Source organism: Streptomyces sp. NPDC001443, assembly GCF_053597355.1.
Genome location: NZ_JBSFIA010000017.1, coordinates 40871 through 57341, shown reverse-complemented (window position 1 = coordinate 57341; position 16471 = coordinate 40871). Strand labels below are relative to the sequence as shown.

Here is a 16471-nt window from a genome sequence, read left to right as displayed (position 1 = left end):
ATGACCACGACCACCGGCCTGCCCGTGATGCGGGAGACCACCTACGACATCGGCGCACGCCAGATCTTCGTGGCGGAGACCGGCGACGGCCCGCCCGTCCTGCTGCTGCACGGCGGCGGACCCGGAGCCTCCGGCGTCTCCAACTACGCCCGCAACATCGCGGAACTGGCCAAGCAGTACCGCGTCATCGTCCCCGACCTGCCCGGCTACGGCCGCAGCACCAAGGGGATCGACCCCGCCGACCCGTTCGGCGACCTCGCCGACGGCATCCGTGGCCTCCTCGACGCGCTCGACCTGGAGAAGGTCCACCTGGTGGGCAACTCCTACGGCGGCGCCTGCGCGCTGCGCCTGGCCCTGGACACTCCCGAACGAGTCGACCGCATGGTGCTGATGGGCCCCGGCGGGATCGGCACCACCCGCGCCCTGCCCACACCTGGCCTGAGCAGTCTCCTGAACTACTACACGGGCGACGGGCCCTCACGCCCGAAGCTGGAGAAGTTCATCCGCCACTACCTGGTCTTCAACGCCGCCGACGTGCCGGACTCCACCATCGACGAACGCTACGAGGCGAGCATCGTCCCCGAGGTCGTCGCCTCGCCGCCGCTGCAACGCCCGTCCGGCCCGGGCGCGCTGCGCACCGTCTGGAGGATGGACTTCACCCGCGACCCGCGACTGAACCGGCTGCCCGTGCCCACCCTCGTCCTCTGGGGCGCCGCCGACAAGGTCAACCGGCCGTCCGGCGGCCCCATGCTGGCCGACCGGATGCCCAACTGCGACCTCTACCTGGTCGCCAACACCGGCCACTGGGTGCAGTTCGAACGCGCCGACCTCTTCAACCGCCTGTGCGCCGACTTCCTGGCCGGCCGCCGATGACCACCGCCACCGCCTCCGTCTTCGGGGCCGTCCACCTCGGCTACATCGTCATCGAGACCGACCGCTTCGCCGACTGGCGCCGCTTCGGCAGCGACGCGATCGGCATGCACCACGACGCACTCTCCCACGACCTCATGCGCTTCCGGCTCGACGACCAGGAGTGCCGCTTCCTGCTCCGCCGCGGTCCGGCCGAGGACGTCGTCGCCACCGGCTGGCACATCGACGACCACACCTCCTTCGAGCAGATCGAGGCCCGTGTCCGGGCCCACGGCGTGCCCGTCGTCCAGGGCACCGAGGAGGAGGCAGCCCTGCGCGGAGTGGAACGCCTGCTGCGCTTCCCCGGCCCCAAGGGCATCACCCAGGAGATCTACACCACCCCCACCCTGTCCGCCGAACCACTGCGGATGCTCGCCTCCGGCTTCGTCACCGGTGACTCCGGCATGGGACACGTGGCGATCACCTCCACCAGACCCGCCCGGCTGCGCGGCTACTTCAACACCGTCTTCGACGCCCGGCTCACCGACTGCATCGACGAGACCATCAGCGGAGTGAAGCTCAAGATCCGCTTCCTGCGCGTCAACGAACGCCACCACTCCATCGCCGTCGCCGCGACCCAGGGCCTGCCCGTCGACCCGATCCGCACCCGCGTCCAGCACCTCAACATCCAGGCCGCAACCCTCGACGACGTCGCCCGGAGCTACCAGCGCGTCCACGAACTCGGCTTCGACATGGCGCTCTCCGTCGGCCGGCACACCAACGACAAGGAGCTGTCCTACTACGCCCGCACCCCCTCCGGCTTCGAGTGGGAAGTCGGCTGGAACCCCCTCGTCATCGACGAGGACACCTGGGAACCCACCACCCACCAGGGCATCAGCGTCTGGGGACATCTCCCGGTCGGCCAGACCATCGTGGACAAGCTCGCCCAGTTCCGGGCCGGCGCCCGATCGCTGACCCGACCCGAGGACACCGTGTCCGCACTCAGCGGCGCGGGAATCCCCGACGAAGCCCCCGCACGTCGTTCCCCCGAGGGGACTTCCCTGTCTCACACCCGTCACGCCGACCTCGGCACCAAAGGGGGACCCGGCCATGAGCGTCCTTGACTCCGCCGCGGTGGCCGAGGCCGCGTCCGTCCTGGAGGAGGCCGCCCGCAACGGCGTACCGTGTCCGCCCGTGCGGGGTCTGCTTCCCGAGGGGGACGTCGCAGCCGCCTACGCGGTGCAGCGCCGCCATGTCGAGCGGTCCCTGGCGGGCGGCCGGCGCGCGGCGGGCCGCAAGATCGGTCTGACCTCACCGGCCGTGCAGCGCCAACTCGGCGTCTCCCAGCCAGACTTCGGCGTGCTCTTCGCCGACATGGCGGTACCCGAGGGCCGGCCGATCGCCCCGGGCCGGCTGCTCCAGCCGAAGGTCGAGGCAGAGGTCGCCCTGGTCCTGGCGGCAGACCTGCCGCACCGGGACCCGACGGTCGCCGACCTGCTGCGAGTTACCGCGTTCGCGCTGCCCGCGCTGGAGATCGTCGACAGCCGGATCGCCGACTGGGACATCACCATCGTCGACACCGTCGCCGACAACGCCTCCTGCGGACTGTTCGTCCTCGGCGGCACGCCCGCCCCGCTGGACCAGCTCGACCTGCGCGCCGCTCGCATGACACTCACGAAGAACGGCGAGACGGTCTCCACCGGCAGCGGCGCCGACTGCCTGGGCAGCCCGCTGACCGCGGCCCTCTGGCTCGCCGCCACCCTCGCCGGCCTCGGCGACCCGCTGAGGGCCGGCGACGTGATCCTCACCGGGGCGCTGGGCCCCATGGCGGCCGCCGCAGCCGGGGACGAGTTCACCGCCCGCATCGAAGGACTCGGCACGGTGGCGGCCGCCTTCGCCGCCGCGGACACGGAAGGAACCCCGGCATGACCACCAAGGTCGCCGTCATCGGATCCGGCAACATCGGCACCGACCTGATGATCAAAATTCTGCGGCTCTCCGACGACCTGGAGATCGCCGCCCTGGCCGGCATCGACCCGGACTCCGACGGCCTGGCCCGCGCTCGCCGCCTGAAGGTCGCCACCACCCACGAGGGCGTGGACGGACTGGTCGCGATGGACGAGTTCGCCGACGTCGAGATCGTCTTCGACGCCACCTCCGCCGCGGCGCACCGCCGCCACGACGAGGTGCTGCGCGCCCTGGGGCGCAGGGTCGTCGACCTCACCCCGGCCGCCCTGGGCCCCTACGTCGTCCCACCGGTCAACGGCGACACCCACCTCGACGCGCCCAACGTCAACATGGTCACCTGCGGCGGCCAGGCCACCATCCCCATCGTCGCGGCAGTTTCCGCGGTCACCCCCGTGCACTACGGCGAGATCGTCGCGTCGATCTCCTCCCGCTCGGCCGGCCCCGGCACCCGCGCCAACATCGACGAGTTCACCGAGACGACCTCGGCCGCCATCGAGAAGGTCGGCGGCGCCGGACGCGGCAAGGCCATCATCGTCCTCAACCCCGCCGAGCCGCCGCTGATCATGCGGGACACCGTCCACTGCCTGGTCGGCGACTGCGACGACGCGGCCGTCACGGCCTCCGTCGAGGAGATGGCGCAGCGCGTACGAACGTACGTCCCCGGCTACCGGCTGAAGCAGAAGGTGCAGTTCGAACTGGTCGCCGCGGACGACCCACTGCGCTCGCTGCTCCCTCCCGGCAGCCACGCGGGAGGGGCGACGAAAGTGTCCGTCTTCCTCGAGGTCGAGGGCGCCGCCCACTACCTGCCGGCCTATGCCGGAAACCTCGACATCATGACCTCGGCCGCGCTGCGCACCGCCGAGCGCATGGCCGCCCACGCGAAGACGGTGACCGCATGAGCAACGTGCCTCCCCTCTACGTCCAGGACGTCACCCTGCGGGACGGCATGCACGCCGTCCGCCACCGCTACACCGTCGACCAGGCGCACTCCATCGCCGCCGCCCTCGACGCCGCCGGGGTGTCCGCGATCGAGATCGCCCACGGTGACGGCCTCGCGGGCTCCGGCATCACCTACGGCATCGGCGCCCACACCGACTGGGAGTGGATCGAGACCGTCGTCGCCGCCGTCACCCACGCGGTCCCCACCACCCTGCTCCTTCCCGGCATCGGCACCCTGCACGACCTGCACCAGGCCCACGCCCTCGGCATCCGCTCGGTCCGCGTCGCCACCCACTGCACCGAGGCCGACATCTCCGCCCAGCACATCGCCGCCGCCCGCGAACTGGGCATGGACGTCGCCGGGTTCCTGATGATGTCCCACATGGCCGAGCCCGCCGGACTCGCCCGCCAGGCAAAGCTGATGGAGTCCTACGGCGCCCACGCCGTGTACGTCACCGACTCCGGCGGCCGACTCACCATGGACGGCGTCCGCGACCGGGTCCGCGCCTATCGCGACACCCTCGACCCGGCCACCGGCATCGGCATCCACGCCCACCACAACCTCGGCCTGGGCATCGCCAACTCCGTCGTCGCCGTGGAGAACGGCGTCACCCGGGTCGACGCCTCCCTCGCCGGCCAGGGCGCAGGCGCCGGCAACTGCCCCCTGGAGGCGTTCATCGCGGTCGCCGACCTGATGGGCTGGGAACACGGCTGCGATCTGTTCCCCCTCATGGACGCCGCCGACGACATCGTGCGTCCGCTCCAGGACCGCGAGGTCCGCGTCGACCGCGAGACCCTCACGCTCGGCTACGCGGGCGTCTACTCCAGTTTTCTGCGCCATGCCGAAGCGGCTGCGCGACGGCACGGGGTCGACACCCGCACGATCCTGGTCGAGGTCGGCCGACGCGGCCTGGTGGGCGGCCAGGAGGACATGATCACCGACATCGCCCTCGACCTGGCGGCCGGGGCCACTGTCTGACCTCGTGCCCGAGCGTCACGGGCTCGGGAAGTGAGAGGGCTGCACGACCGGCACGACGGCCGTGCAAAGCCGTGCCCGCCGGCCGGCTGCGGGGGACCGGTCAGTGCGGTGTCCGTGTCCCTACCGTCGACGTCGGGGCGGGCGAAGCGCAGTTCCACCAGCGTCAGCAGCATCCCGCCCAGCGCGGACAGGGCGATCGTGGCGTCCCGGACGTCGAAGCGGCCCGCGGCGATGCCCTGCTCCAGATCGCGTCGCGCCGGGGATCTCACCCCGGTCTGCACCGCGGTCGACGAGGCTCAGGCCCGGCGTCGTCCGACACGGTCAACCTGCAGGGCGGTCGGAAGGTCCGTCTCCGCTCGGCGCCGTCTTTCCCGGGTGTGCCGGAAGCGAGCCGCGTCGAGACGGTCGGCGCCCCGCGCTGTCGGTTTGGCAGTGCTCCGGGACTGTGAAACGCTCGTTCAATGGCATATCCGCCCCGAGCCGGTACATCGATCCCGAACGGTTGAGTCCGGCTGCCTGTCGGAAGTCCCCCGGGTCCAGGCTCCGTTCGGGAGTAGGGAACAGCCATGAGGACCACTGAGCACGCTCACGACCGCGACGACCACAGTGACCCCACGTTGTACCGCACTCCGGCGGATGCTGTCGCCGCGCCTCCGGAGAAGCTCGCCTATGTCGTCGGTTTCGACCCGACCGCACAGCGCGCGGATGCGTTGTTCACCGTCGACACCGACCCCGAATCCGCCGAATACGGCCGCGTGATCTCCCACGCCGAGCTGCCCGGCCTGGGCAACGAACTGCACCACTTCGGCTGGAACGCCTGCTCGAGCGCGCTGGCCCATGCCGGTCATCATCACGCTGCGCGGCGCTACCTCATCGTTCCGGGACTGCGTTCCTCCCGGCTGCACATCTTCGACACGGACCCCGATCCCGCCCGCCCGCGCCTGGTCAAGGTGGTCGAGGCCGAGGAGTTGGCCGCCAAGGCCGGATATTCGCGTCCGCACACACTCCACTGCGGTCCCGACGGGGTGTTCCTGTCCTGCCTGGGCGGCGCGGACGGTGAGGACGGGCCGGGCGGCGTCGCGCTCCTGGACCACGAAAGCTTCGAAGTGCAGCGCGCCTGGGAGAGCGACCGCGGACCGCAGAGGTTCGCCTACGACCTGTGGTGGCATCTGCGCCAGAACGTCGCCGTGACCAGCGAGTGGGGCACCCCCTCGATGTACGAGCACGGCCTCGTCCCCGAACTGCTGCTGGATCGCCGGTACGGCCACTCGCTGCACTTCTGGGAGTTGGACTCCGGCCGGCACCTGCAGCGCGTCGATCTGGGGGAAGAGAACCAGATGGTGCTGGAGGTGCGTCCCGCGCACGACCCCGAGGCAACGTGGGGGTTCGTGAACACCGTGGTCGACGTCGAGGACCTGTCGGCCTCGGTGTGGCTGTGGAACCGGGAGGGCGAGGACTTCGTGGTCCGCGAGGTGATCACCATCCCCGCCGAGCCCGCGCGGACGGAGGATCTGCCTCCGGCGCTGCGGCCGTTCGGCGCCGTTCCCCCGTTCATCGCCGACATCGACCTGTCGGTGGACGACCAGTGGCTTTACGTATCCACATGGGGAACCGGCGATCTGCATCAGTACGACGTGAGCGACCCGTTCCATCCGAGGCGGACCGCATCCGTGCGTCTTGGCGGCATCGTCAGCCGGCAGTCGCATCCCGCAGAGCCGGACACTCCGCTGACCGGCGGAGCGCAGATGGTCGAGCTCAGCCGTGATGGGCGGCGCGTGTACCTGACGAACTCCTTGTACAGCACCTGGGACGCACAGGTGTATCCCGCGGGCATCGACCCGTGGCTGGTCAAACTCGACGCCGACACCTTGCACGGCGGGCTCTCCGTCGACAGCCGCTTCTACCCGCACGGCCCGGACTTCCTGGGCTTGCGCGTGCACCAGACGCGCCTGCAAGGCGGCGACGCCTCCTCGGATTCGTACTGTTACCGCAGCTGACCGCCTGTGCTCCGAGACGGCCTGCTGAAGGTCGTGCGGTTCCGGCCCGGCCGGGGCCGCCATGGGTGGAGTGCGCCGAGGATTCCGCCACCCTTGGAGGGAGGGGACGAGTGGACATGTCCTCCGTGCTCTACGCAGGAGGGGCGCACACGGACGACGCAAGCGGATGGCAGCTGCCCTCCACCGAAACGCTGGTGGCCGTGGTGCTGGTGGCTGTGGCCACCGTGGTGGGCGCCTGGCTGGCGCGGCGCGGATCCGGCCGGTCGGTGCTGCTGCTCGCCGCCGCGTCAGGGATATTGCTGAGCATTGCGGTTCTCGATCTTCTGCCCGACGCGTGGGACGAGGCCCATGAGGCCGGCGTGCCGCTGTGGGCGGTGCCGGTCACCGCACTCGCCTCGTACGGGGTGATGGGTGCCGTCGTCCGTACCGGCTGCCCGTGCAAGCCAGGTCGTGCGGGAGGCGTCGGCGCGGCATCAGGGCTCGCGCTGCACCGCTTCCTGGAAGGGGCGACCTTGGCACTGACCGCCTCGGTCGCGGTGGTGGCGGCGCTCCTCGTGCACGCGGCCGGCGAGGGCCTGGCGTTGGCCTCACTGCTGGGGGCGCGACCGAGGCGGCGCGTGGCTTCGTGGATCGGGCTGGCTTGCTCGAGTCCGATCGCGGGAGCCTTCGTGGCGAGCGCATTGCCCGTTCCGGACGGCGTCATGCCGCTGCTGCTCGCCTTCGTCGGCGGCGTACTCGCGCAGGCGGCGTGGGTGGCTCTCACACTCGCCCGTCAGCAGCGGCCCGCGGACCGGCGGGTTCTCGGGGTCCCGGCTGCGACGGCGATGACTCTCGCGGCCGCCCTCACCGCGCTCTCCGAATTCGTCGGGACAGTCAACCGCTGAAGTCGATGCCCAGACGGGCAGCGTGTTCGACGGCTTCGGCTCTGCAGCCGTCGTCGGCCCAGGCCTCGGTGATCGGGGGTGGCGGTCGGCGACGCCGGTGAGGAGTTGGGAAGGCGCATGATTCATGCCGCGGTGACGGCTAGCAGGGCCCGGGTCCGGCGCCACGATGTCCTGCTCACAGGCCGGTGACCTTGGCGCTGGCCGACAGGTCGTAGGCCAGGGTGACCGTGCGGTGGCCGCCGGGCGGGACGGTGACGTCCCAGCGGGCGATGCCTTCGGAGTCGACCACGTCGGGTGCGGGGGAGCAGGCCTCCTTACGCAGGTGTATCTCCACCGCCGAGACCTCGGAGACCGGGATGCGCTCGCGGACGACCACCGTCCGTTCGTCGTTCTCCTCGGGTGCGGAGAAGCGGGACAGGTGAAGCCGGACGGTGCGGGAGATCACGGTTTTCTGGGTCATCCCGACGGAGTCGCGGGACTCCTCGGCATGCCGGACCACCCGGAAGTCGTCGCAGCTGCCGAAGGCAAGCTCCACGGGGGCTCCGGGAGCGGCGAAGTCCACTGTGCCGCGGCCGGTGAATCCGCTGTCGCGGATCAGATCCACGGGCCCGGCCAGCAGCGCATGTCCGGACTCGTTGCCGAACCGGACGAGCCGGGTGACCAGCGGGGACAGCTCGGGGGAGCAGGCGTACTCACTGCTGGTGGCCGCGGTGAAAGCGGAGATGGGCACCCGGTGCGCACGGCCGTCGCCGGGCACGGACACCGGCGCGAGGGAGCGCAGCACTCGTGCCTCACCGCCGTCGGCCAGCCCGGGCAGGCCGAGTGTCGGTGCCGGGCCGAGGTCGCCGATCTCCTGCTCGCGCATCTCGACGTCGAGGGTGCGCCGCTCCGCGGCGGAGCGGTCCTTGAGCGTCAACCGGTCCTCGCCCAGCCGCGGGGGCTCGGCGGCCAGCGCCGACCGGGCCGTCGACAACGTCAGCCGTACGTCCGACCAGTCCTCGCCGGTGCGCTGCCAGACCACGGCGTCGGTCTCCAGGGTGAGCGAGTCCCCCACGAGCACGGCCCGGTAGGCGGGCCGCCACAAGGCGCACGGGGTGAGGTGGCTCAGCCGTAGCCCCGCCGGCCCGGCTGCCGCGGCGTCCACGGTCAGCTCGACATGGCCGACCAGTTCGAGGGGCTCCGCCTCGGCGAGATCCATGGCCCGCCGGATCTCCCCCTGCTCGCAGGCGACGGCGGTCAGCCGGGCCTCCACGGCGCGCAGGTCCTCGCCGTACGTGTCGCGTTCGCCGTCCACCTGGTCCAGCCCGCGGGTCCAGCGGGGCACCTCGCTCTCCCCGGAGCCGGTCCCCTCGCCGATGTCCCGCAGCAGGTCGGCGGCGAGCCGGGCGAGCAGGTCGAGGCGGGCACGCAGACGATCGCGCCGCTGTTCCAGCGCGACCTGCTCCTCCTCCAGGGCGTGCGCGCGCAGGCGCAGGGCGGAGTCGTCGTCGGGGGACGGCACCGGCCCGCGCGGTGTCCAGCTACGGACGATCCGCACGTCGAGCACGGTCGCCGGGTGATCGGCGGTCAACTCGGCATGCAGGGTGCGGTCGACGGCCAGCGCACTGACCGGCCCGAGCCGCAGCCGCTGGACTCCGGCCCGCAGATCGACCGCGGCGGTCCGCTCGACCTGGGCGCGATCCTCCAGACAGGTGACGGCCGTGACGGGCAGCGCGATCGGCTTCGGGGTCGTGGACATGGTGGATGTCAGCTCCTGCGGTTGCCGCCGACCAGGGCCTTGCCGGTCGGGATGCGAATTTCGTAACCGCCTTCGAGGGCGACGGAGCCGCCGGCGGGAAGATCCACCCGCCAGACGCGGACACCGGGAGCATGCTGATCGGGGCCCGTGCCGTCCTCGGGCGCCGTCCAGTCCGCGTTCTCCACGATGCGGACGTCCGCATCGGCGGTGACCGGTACCCGCTCGCGGACCTCGAGGGTGACGGGCCTGGCGAGATGGCTGGCCAGTTCCACGTGGACACGGTGGTCGAGCACGGTGGTGCCGTTGCGCAGGCCCGCCGTCGATTCGTGCACGTTCGTGCGGCGGGTGACACGGATGTCCTCGGCCGGCCCGAGCCCCACGCGGCGCACACCGCCCGGCGCGAGCGTGGGCAGCGCGGCGGTCGACAGAAAGCCGCCGTCGACGGTGATCTCCACCGGCCCGGCCAGCAGGGCCTGGTCGGTGGTGTTGGATACCACCAATGTCGCGTACACGGTCTGCTCCACGGCCGGTACGCAGAGGTATTCGGTGCGCAGCCCGACCGGGATCTCGGTGACCGTGACGGTGTGCCAGGTGCCGTCCGACGGCACGTCGGCGCGGGCGGCGGCGTCGAACCGGTGGTCGAAGGAGCCGGCCGACTCGCGGGGCCGTACGGCGTGTCCGGGCAGGGGCAGCGCGGCGACCGCCTCACCGCGGCGGCGGTACTCGGCGGCCACCGGGTCGAAAGAAGGGCCGGGGAACAGCCGACCCCTGCGATCGCCCGGGTCGTCGGGGCCGCACAGGACGAGGGACGCGTAGTCGAGTTCGCCGTCGCTCGGCTGCGGCGGACCGGCGGCCGGCGCCGGTGGCGCTCCCGCGGCGAGTGCCGGCGCCGGTGGCGCCATCGCCTGGCCGGGAGCCGGGGCGGCGGGGCCGGCGAAGGAACTGCTGCGGGCGAGCGGCCGGGCCGGCTGCGCGAGGTCCGCTACCGCGCCCGGGAAGGCCATTGCGGCGCCGCTGGGCACCTGTGGGGCCACGGGTACGGAAGGCGGCCCGCCGTAGACCGGTGATCCCGGCGCCGCGGGAACGGGCGCGGCCGGACCGGCACCGGCCGCCGGCCTGCCGTAGACCGGGGGCGGCGGGGGTGGCGGGGGTGGCGCAAAGGATACGGGCGCCGCCGCACCGGCACCGGCCGCCGCCCCGACAGCCAGGGGAGCCGCGGACGTCGCGGGACGCGGGCCCGCCGCGTCGTACCCGGTGAACAGGTCGGCGAGCCCCGCAGGGGGCTCGCGCCAGCCGGAGGGCGCGGGAGCGGGCTGGCGGCGCCCGATGCGGATCGAGCGAAGCTCCGGCAAGTCGGTGCGGCGCCGCAGGTCGGCGGTGGCCAGCGCGATGCGTACGCCGGTCCAGTCCTCTCCGGTGCGCTGAGCGACCGAGGCGCGCAGGACCAGTCGGCCGGTGCCGTCGCCCTGCCGGTACCCGAGACGGTAGGCCGGAACCCAGACGGCACCAGGCACCCCGTACTCGAGTTCGATCTCCGCCTCGCCGGTGCCGTCGAGGGTCAGGGCCGCGCAGACCGTCGTGTCCACGTGCGCCGACGGTGCGTCGGTGGAGGCTCGGGCGAGGTTGTCGACGGCGACCTCGAGTTCGTGCTCGATGCGGCTCAGCGCCTCCTCCAGCTCGACCAGGCGTGCGTGCAGAGTCGTCATCCGCCCGTCGACGAAATCGGCCAGCGTCAGCCAGGCGTCGACCGCGGTGCGGCGGTGCGGATCGTCGCGCCTTCGGGCCGGCGGGACCGGACGCAGGTCCGTGACTTCCTGGATCAGGTTCAGCTGCCGGTCCCGGCGGTGCTGCGCCGCCGCGTACTCCTCACGCAGCCGCTCCGTCTCGCGCCGCAGTTCGTCGTGCGAGCCGGTGCCGGACGGCTCGGCGTCGACCTCCACCCGGGCCTCGACCACGCGCAGTCCGGAAGAGCCTTTGACGCGCGCCCGCAGCGAACCCGGGTCCAGGGAGCGCGGCAGCCCCGTCACGCGCACCCGCCCGTCCTGCGGCACGGTTCCCCGGGCCAGTCGGTGGCAGAGCGCGCCCTGCGCGTACACCACGACAGCATCGAGGGTCGATCCCCAACTCCGTGCGCTTTCGGCTGCCATGTGCTCCCCCACCGTCTCCGTGCCGGTCACAGCCTACGCCCGGCCGTGCGCGTCCCGCCGAGTGCCGATACGTCGGGACTGCCCGCAACCACGAGGGTGACAAGCCCACTCGGCGGGGGACGTGGAAAAGGAGATCGCCCAGGGCAAGCACCGGCTGCGCCTGTTCACCGACCCTCAGGGTGACGAGGAGCATGGCCTTGCCCGGCTCGGTCGTCGACGTCCTGGGGATACCAGCGGAGTTCGATTCCGTTGCCGTCCGGGTCCTGGATGTAGACCGAGGTGGCCGTGCCGCGTGCGCCGAATCGCGGGACGGGCCCTTCGAGAACCGTGCAGGGTGCGGATGCGATGAACTCGTCCCAGTCCAGGGGGTCGACGGTGAGACAGATGTGGTCGACGTTGGCCGACCCTCGGGTGCCGGCGACGAGGTCGATGATGGTCTCCGGGGTGATTCTGACCGACGGAAAGGGCGCCTGTGCCTGTCGCCACTCGTCGACGCGTACCGGCTCCAGGCCCAGGAGGCCGGTGTAGAACGTCAGGGAGCGTTCGACGTCGGCCACGTTGAGGACCAGGTGGTCGAAGGCCTTGACCCGCAGGGACGGCACTCGGGATGCCTCGCGACGGGTCTGCGCAGTGCGGCCGTGGCCCTGCGTGGACGCGTGAGTTCCGGACGGGCCGGTGGTGGCGTTCGGCTTGATCACAGATCTTCCCTCAATGGTGGAGTCGGCGGGGTGCTTCCAGGATCCGCCGGACCGGATGCGCCATCAAGGCGGCATTGCCATACGATCGTTGAGCCTGACTCAACGAACGGGGGAGAGGGACGTGCTGGAGCGTGTGGAGATCGAGACCTTCCTGGCTCTCGCCGAAGAGCTCCACTTCGGCCGTACCGCGGAGCGCCTCGGGCTCACGACCGGCCGGGTGAGTCAGGTGATCAGGAAATTGGAGCGGCACATCGGCGGTGCGTTGTTCGAGCGAACGAGCAGGACCGTTCGACTCACCCCGGTCGGCCAGCAGTTGGCCGGTGAGCTGGCCCCCCTCGTCGCCGCGATGGAGACCGCACTGCGCAAGGCGGCCGACGCGAGCCGAGGTGTCACGGGCGAACTCCGGGTGGCCTTTCTCGGGGAGGGGACGGCCCCCGCACTGCTCAAGGCGGTCGCGCTGTTCGGCGAACGGCACCCCGACTGCCGGGTCGAGGTCCGGGAAGTGCAGCTGTCCAACTCCCGTGCGAGCCTGGTCGACGGTTCGGTCGACGTCCTCGTCGCCTCGTACCCCTTCGACGGGATGGCTTGTGGTCCTGCGCTGATCACGGAGAAGCGGGTGCTCGCGGTCGCTTCCGGGCATCCCCTCGCCGGTGAGCGTTCGGTGTCGGTCGAGGTGCTCGCGGACCACCCCGTAGTGCAGTACCCGGAGGTCACATCGGTGGGGTTCAAGCGGGACCGCACCCCGGACCGCACGCCGTCGGGCCGCCCGATCCCGAAAGGACCGGCCGGAGCCTCGTTCTCCGAAATGCTCACACTCGTCGCGATGGGCAAAGGGGTCCTTCCGGTAGGCGAGCATTCCCGCCTGTACTACCCGCGTCCTGACGTCACCTACGTGCCCCTCCACGATGCACGCCCGATCGAACGCGGCCCGGTCTGGCGGACGGGGAACACCACCGCGCACGTCGAGGAGTTCGTACGGGCTGTGGCGGATACGGCGGACAGTGCGAGGGTCCCCCGAGATGCGGGGAATGAGTGACAGCAGGTCGGCCGAGCGTTCGGCGCTGTTACGGCGGGCCATTTCCGGGCCGACGGCGCGCCGGAAGTCTTGTGCGCGGACGGGGGCAGGGCCGGCCGGCTGCGTGCGACCGTCGCTTGCTGCGGCTGTGACACCCGGGGAACCGGCTGCCGCGCCCGCAGGCGGGGCTGTGCTTCGTCTGTCCGCAAGCCTGCACCGCCTTGCAAGCGGCTCGGGAAAGGGATGGGAAAGATATGGAATATTTCCCCAAAGGAATCGAGGTATTTAAGTCAAAAAGACAGCCTTGAATCTGTGTGTGCCCGGACAGGCACAGTGGAAGCGAACCCTGTGCATCTTCCGAAGCCGGTTTATTTGATCCTCCGGTCGAGTGCTTTCGGTGATTCAATTTCCATGGGGGAGGGGCTGGGGAAACCCCTTGCTCAGGTGCTCCGACCTGCCGGTTGGCTCCCTTCGGGCACGGGCTGCCCATTCGACTCGATGACGGTTGGCCAGATTGGACATCCGAAATCTGTGGGTAGTGTCGGTTGCCCCGACAGGGGTTTCCTTTCGTTTCGAAGGAGGATCGACCAGTGAAGAGTATGGCTGGAACTCTGACTGCCGCAGTTCTGGTGGTCGGGGCCGCTGTTCTGCCGCTTGCCGGAACGGCGGCAGCTGCTACGGGCCCCGGTGCCGTCACATCCCCCGCGGTTGTGAGTGTGGGCCTCCCCGGTGTCGACCACGATGGCGACCGTGACCGCGGCGGCGACCACGACCGTGACCGGCCCGGCGATTGGGGCCGCGGTGGCGACCGCGACCACGACCGCGACCGCGACCGCGACCACGACCGTGACCGGGGCAGGGACTGGGGCCGCGGCGGGGACTGGGGCCGCGGTGGAGACCACGACCGTGACCGGGGCCGTCACTGTTACTGGAGTCACCACCATGGCTGGGGGCACTGGGTCTGCCTGGACGGCTGGCGTCGGTAGCTTCCACCTCTTCGAGCGGGGTGCTGCCCGCCGCCTGACGACGGGCGGCACCCCGGACTGCTCGGAGAGCTTCTCGGGGTGTTCCGGCGGGCGCCGGTGTGTCACCGGGGCCGGTTCCTGCCGGAACTGCGCAGGCTTGCCGCTTCAATCCAGTGGTCTGCTTCGGACGCGGGCCGTGCAGGCAGGTCGTACTGGTCTTCGTCGGCTGTCTCACTTGATGGGCGGCGAGGAACTGGAGGCCTGGTCTCACGGATGAAAACCTGTTATCCCCGCTGATGGATCGGTTTCCTGCTGAATGGCAGGACTGACTCCTGAAGATCGTTGGAGCGGCGCCACTCGGTAAGATTTAACGCACCTATGGTTTTCGCCGCGCCGCAGGCTGTCAGGCGTTTCCGGAACCGACTCGTCTCGTCCACCAACCCGCTCAGTTCCGGTGGAACAAGAGGATGGCGATAGAAAACCCCTCTTCTGTGCTTGTTCGGTCGATCCGGGATCCGGGGCAAGAGTGGTGCCGGCAGCGGTCCGTTGTGGGCGGGTGAACTGACCGCTTCGCAGGAGCGGTTCGTGCATCGATTCAACAGGTCGGAGCCGGGTGAATCCTCTTGCCTGCATGCGGGGGCCGGTAGGTCCCCTTCGGCGCAAGAACGGCTGGACGCCGGCCGAGGAGGCCGGTTACGACGGCCCGGACCGTATCGAGCGGATGCTGAACCGGATCGAGTGGGACGCCGATCGGGTCCTGGACGATGTCCGCGACCACGTCGTGGAACACCTCGGCGACCGGGATGCCGTCCTGATCCTCGACGACACCGGCTTCCTGAAGAAGGGGACGCGGTCGGCCGGGGCGCAGCGGCAGTACTCCGGCACCGCGGACCGCACCGAGAACTGCCAGGCCGACCGGATCCCGTTCGGCCGGGTGACCGTGGATTCCGCCTGCGGCTCCAGCAAGGGCCGGCGGTTCGAGCGGGAGCAGGCGGACGTCTTCCACGTCATGGCCACCATGCGTCACGACACTGTTGTCACCTGCTGGGCCATGGACCACCCGGTCCACAACCTGTTCCCCGTTCGCCGGTGAGCCGGTGAGCCGGCGAGGCTCGGGACGATCAACGCTGCCGCCTCGGTTCCCGGGAACGGTGACGGTCCGCTCGTCCAGGGTGCCGAAGACGTCCTCGGCCGGCCTCATCGGGGCCGCCCGCATTTCGCAGCGAACGCCGGCGCCGCCGGGGGCCGATCCCGGCCACAGGCAGCCTGGGCAGCCCCGCCTACTGGCCACGGTCTACCAGGTTGGTACATCGTGCTGGTCGTGACCAGCATGCTGAACGGAGAGAGACATGGCCGATGAGGCTTCCTTCCGGGTCGGGCTTCGCGTCCCGGACGTGTCCGAGGCAGTCGGGTTCTACCAGGGGCTCGGGTTCGAGCCGATCGGAGCGATACCCGGTCTGGACGGCTCGACGGTCATGGCGATCCTGCGCCGCGGTGAGTTCCAGTTGCTCGTCGATGCCCTGGACGGCATGCCGTTTCCCGACAGCAGCCGAGAACGCCTCACGAAGATCGGGCCACGGGGCCTAGGTGTAGTCATCGGCATGGAGGTGGACGACGTCGACGCGACGGCCTTCTACTGCCGTTCGGCTGGATGCGCCATCATCGCCGGCCCGGTCGATGCACCGTGGGGCGAGCGGTACTTCGAGTGCCTCGATCCGTATGAATACGCATGGAAGTTCTTCGAATTACTCCCCGACCCGACGACAGACGGCTTGAGCGCCGCTCGCGACAGCTGGTTCGCCTGACCACACTTGAAAACCAACCACCAGCCGTAAGTGGAACACGCCACCACTTACCCGGCGAATCTCAGTGGTCGGCGCGCTGGGTGAGCTGATCGCATGGAACGCACGTACGCTTCCGCGGCCGTGCCCACCGGCCGCTCCGCCTTGGCGGGTATGGTGCGCTGCCGTGGGCAGCGTACGCGGCTGCACCCGGGACGGCGCGATGAGCGTGTCAGCACCCACCGGGCCGGCTGACAGATCACCGTCGCCGGCCTGGCCCGACACGGCCGCGAACGCGTCGATGCCGTGACCACAGGCCTGGAAGAACTTCAGCACCGCGGATTCCTGCTGCGTGAGCGCGGCCGCAACAGCGACGGAACGCTCGGGCAGGAGCTGTACGTCATCACCGACCTGCCGACCTGCCGACCTGCCGACCTGCCGACCTGCCGACCTGCCGACCTGCCGACCTGCCGACCTGCCGACCTGCCGACCTGCCGACCTGCCGACCTGC

The 16471-nt window shown here is 70.7% G+C and carries 12 protein-coding genes and 3 pseudogenes; 11 read left to right on the top strand and 4 right to left on the bottom strand.

The window, feature by feature from the left end:
- Genes ACWC24_RS19325 through dmpG form a run of 5 tightly spaced genes read left to right on the top strand, consistent with a single transcriptional unit; the run spans position 1 to position 4735 of the window.
- Complete coding sequence (locus ACWC24_RS19325) at positions 1 to 873, top strand: alpha/beta fold hydrolase (protein WP_450664038.1); 873 nt, start codon at positions 1 to 3, stop codon at positions 871 to 873.
- Positions 870 to 1973, top strand: a complete 1104-nt coding sequence (locus tag ACWC24_RS19320; protein ID WP_450664037.1) for a VOC family protein — start codon at positions 870 to 872, stop codon at positions 1971 to 1973. The genes ACWC24_RS19325 and ACWC24_RS19320 overlap by 4 nt, the downstream gene beginning before the upstream one ends.
- Complete coding sequence (locus ACWC24_RS19315; RefSeq protein ID WP_450664036.1) at positions 1960 to 2778, top strand: 2-keto-4-pentenoate hydratase; 819 nt, start codon at positions 1960 to 1962, stop codon at positions 2776 to 2778. Before ACWC24_RS19320 ends, ACWC24_RS19315 begins: the two co-directional genes overlap by 14 nt.
- On the top strand, positions 2775 to 3716 hold the full coding sequence (locus ACWC24_RS19310) for an acetaldehyde dehydrogenase (acetylating) (protein WP_450664035.1): 942 nt from the start codon (positions 2775 to 2777) through the stop codon (positions 3714 to 3716). Before ACWC24_RS19315 ends, ACWC24_RS19310 begins: the two co-directional genes overlap by 4 nt.
- On the top strand, positions 3713 to 4735 hold the full coding sequence (gene dmpG / locus ACWC24_RS19305; RefSeq protein ID WP_450664034.1) for a 4-hydroxy-2-oxovalerate aldolase: 1023 nt from the start codon (positions 3713 to 3715) through the stop codon (positions 4733 to 4735). The genes ACWC24_RS19310 and dmpG overlap by 4 nt, the downstream gene beginning before the upstream one ends.
- Before the next feature lie 119 nt (positions 4736 to 4854).
- Here the strand turns inward: dmpG and ACWC24_RS19300 are convergent.
- Positions 4855 to 5004 (bottom strand): annotated as a pseudogene (locus ACWC24_RS19300) (TetR/AcrR family transcriptional regulator); the annotation flags it as partial.
- A gap of 297 nt (positions 5005 to 5301) precedes the next feature.
- Between ACWC24_RS19300 and ACWC24_RS19295 the strand changes: the two are divergent.
- Together ACWC24_RS19295 and ACWC24_RS19290 are read left to right on the top strand one after the other, a co-directional pair.
- On the top strand, positions 5302 to 6732 hold the full coding sequence (locus ACWC24_RS19295) for a selenium-binding protein SBP56-related protein (protein WP_450664033.1): 1431 nt from the start codon (positions 5302 to 5304) through the stop codon (positions 6730 to 6732).
- Positions 6733 to 6848: 116 nt separating this feature from the next.
- Positions 6849 to 7616 carry a hypothetical protein gene (locus ACWC24_RS19290; RefSeq protein ID WP_450664032.1) on the top strand — a complete coding sequence of 256 codons (768 nt, stop codon included), beginning with the start codon at positions 6849 to 6851 and terminating at the stop codon, positions 7614 to 7616.
- Between the two features lie 175 nt (positions 7617 to 7791).
- Here ACWC24_RS19290 and ACWC24_RS19285 read toward each other — a convergent pair whose 3' ends face one another.
- The 3 genes from ACWC24_RS19285 to ACWC24_RS19275 form a co-directional block, all read right to left on the bottom strand.
- Positions 7792 to 9354, bottom strand: a complete 1563-nt coding sequence (locus ACWC24_RS19285) for a DUF4139 domain-containing protein (protein ID WP_450664031.1) — start codon at positions 9352 to 9354, stop codon at positions 7792 to 7794.
- An 8-nt stretch (positions 9355 to 9362) separates the two neighbouring features.
- Entirely contained in the window at positions 9363 to 11501 is a 2139-nt protein-coding gene (locus ACWC24_RS19280) for a DUF4139 domain-containing protein (RefSeq protein ID WP_450664030.1), read from the bottom strand.
- Positions 11502 to 11665: 164 nt separating this feature from the next.
- Positions 11666 to 12094 carry a VOC family protein gene (locus ACWC24_RS19275; protein WP_450664113.1) on the bottom strand — a complete coding sequence of 143 codons (429 nt, stop codon included), beginning with the start codon at positions 12092 to 12094 and terminating at the stop codon, positions 11666 to 11668.
- A gap of 82 nt (positions 12095 to 12176) precedes the next feature.
- Here ACWC24_RS19275 and ACWC24_RS19270 point away from each other — a divergent pair, with 82 nt between their 5' ends.
- The 4 genes and pseudogenes from ACWC24_RS19270 to ACWC24_RS19255 all read left to right on the top strand — a co-directional run.
- Positions 12177 to 13235, top strand: coding sequence for a LysR family transcriptional regulator (locus tag ACWC24_RS19270; protein WP_450664029.1), 1059 nt, complete (start codon positions 12177 to 12179; stop codon positions 13233 to 13235).
- A 1490-nt stretch (positions 13236 to 14725) separates the two neighbouring features.
- A pseudogene (locus tag ACWC24_RS19265) lies at positions 14726 to 15260 on the top strand (transposase); the annotation flags it as partial.
- 268 nt (positions 15261 to 15528) lie between these two features.
- Complete coding sequence (locus ACWC24_RS19260; RefSeq protein WP_450664028.1) at positions 15529 to 15984, top strand: VOC family protein; 456 nt, start codon at positions 15529 to 15531, stop codon at positions 15982 to 15984.
- A 282-nt stretch (positions 15985 to 16266) separates the two neighbouring features.
- Positions 16267 to 16471 (top strand): annotated as a pseudogene (locus ACWC24_RS19255) (hypothetical protein); the annotation flags it as partial.

Excerpts from the sequence above, each read along its gene's own strand:
- ACWC24_RS19290 (WP_450664032.1), top strand. The coding sequence starts at position 6,849 with ATGTCCTCCGTGCTCTACGCAGGAGGGGCGCACACGGACGACGCAAGC.
- ACWC24_RS19280 (WP_450664030.1), bottom strand. The coding sequence starts at position 11,501 with ATGGCAGCCGAAAGCGCACGGAGTTGGGGATCGACCCTCGATGCTGTC.
- ACWC24_RS19260 (WP_450664028.1), top strand. The coding sequence starts at position 15,529 with ATGGCCGATGAGGCTTCCTTCCGGGTCGGGCTTCGCGTCCCGGACGTG.
- ACWC24_RS19295 (WP_450664033.1), top strand. The coding sequence starts at position 5,302 with ATGAGGACCACTGAGCACGCTCACGACCGCGACGACCACAGTGACCCC.
- ACWC24_RS19285 (WP_450664031.1), bottom strand. The coding sequence starts at position 9,354 with ATGTCCACGACCCCGAAGCCGATCGCGCTGCCCGTCACGGCCGTCACC.
- ACWC24_RS19320 (WP_450664037.1), top strand. The coding sequence starts at position 870 with ATGACCACCGCCACCGCCTCCGTCTTCGGGGCCGTCCACCTCGGCTAC.
- ACWC24_RS19315 (WP_450664036.1), top strand. The coding sequence starts at position 1,960 with ATGAGCGTCCTTGACTCCGCCGCGGTGGCCGAGGCCGCGTCCGTCCTG.
- ACWC24_RS19325 (WP_450664038.1), top strand. The coding sequence starts at position 1 with ATGACCACGACCACCGGCCTGCCCGTGATGCGGGAGACCACCTACGAC.
- ACWC24_RS19310 (WP_450664035.1), top strand. The coding sequence starts at position 2,775 with ATGACCACCAAGGTCGCCGTCATCGGATCCGGCAACATCGGCACCGAC.
- dmpG (WP_450664034.1), top strand. The coding sequence starts at position 3,713 with ATGAGCAACGTGCCTCCCCTCTACGTCCAGGACGTCACCCTGCGGGAC.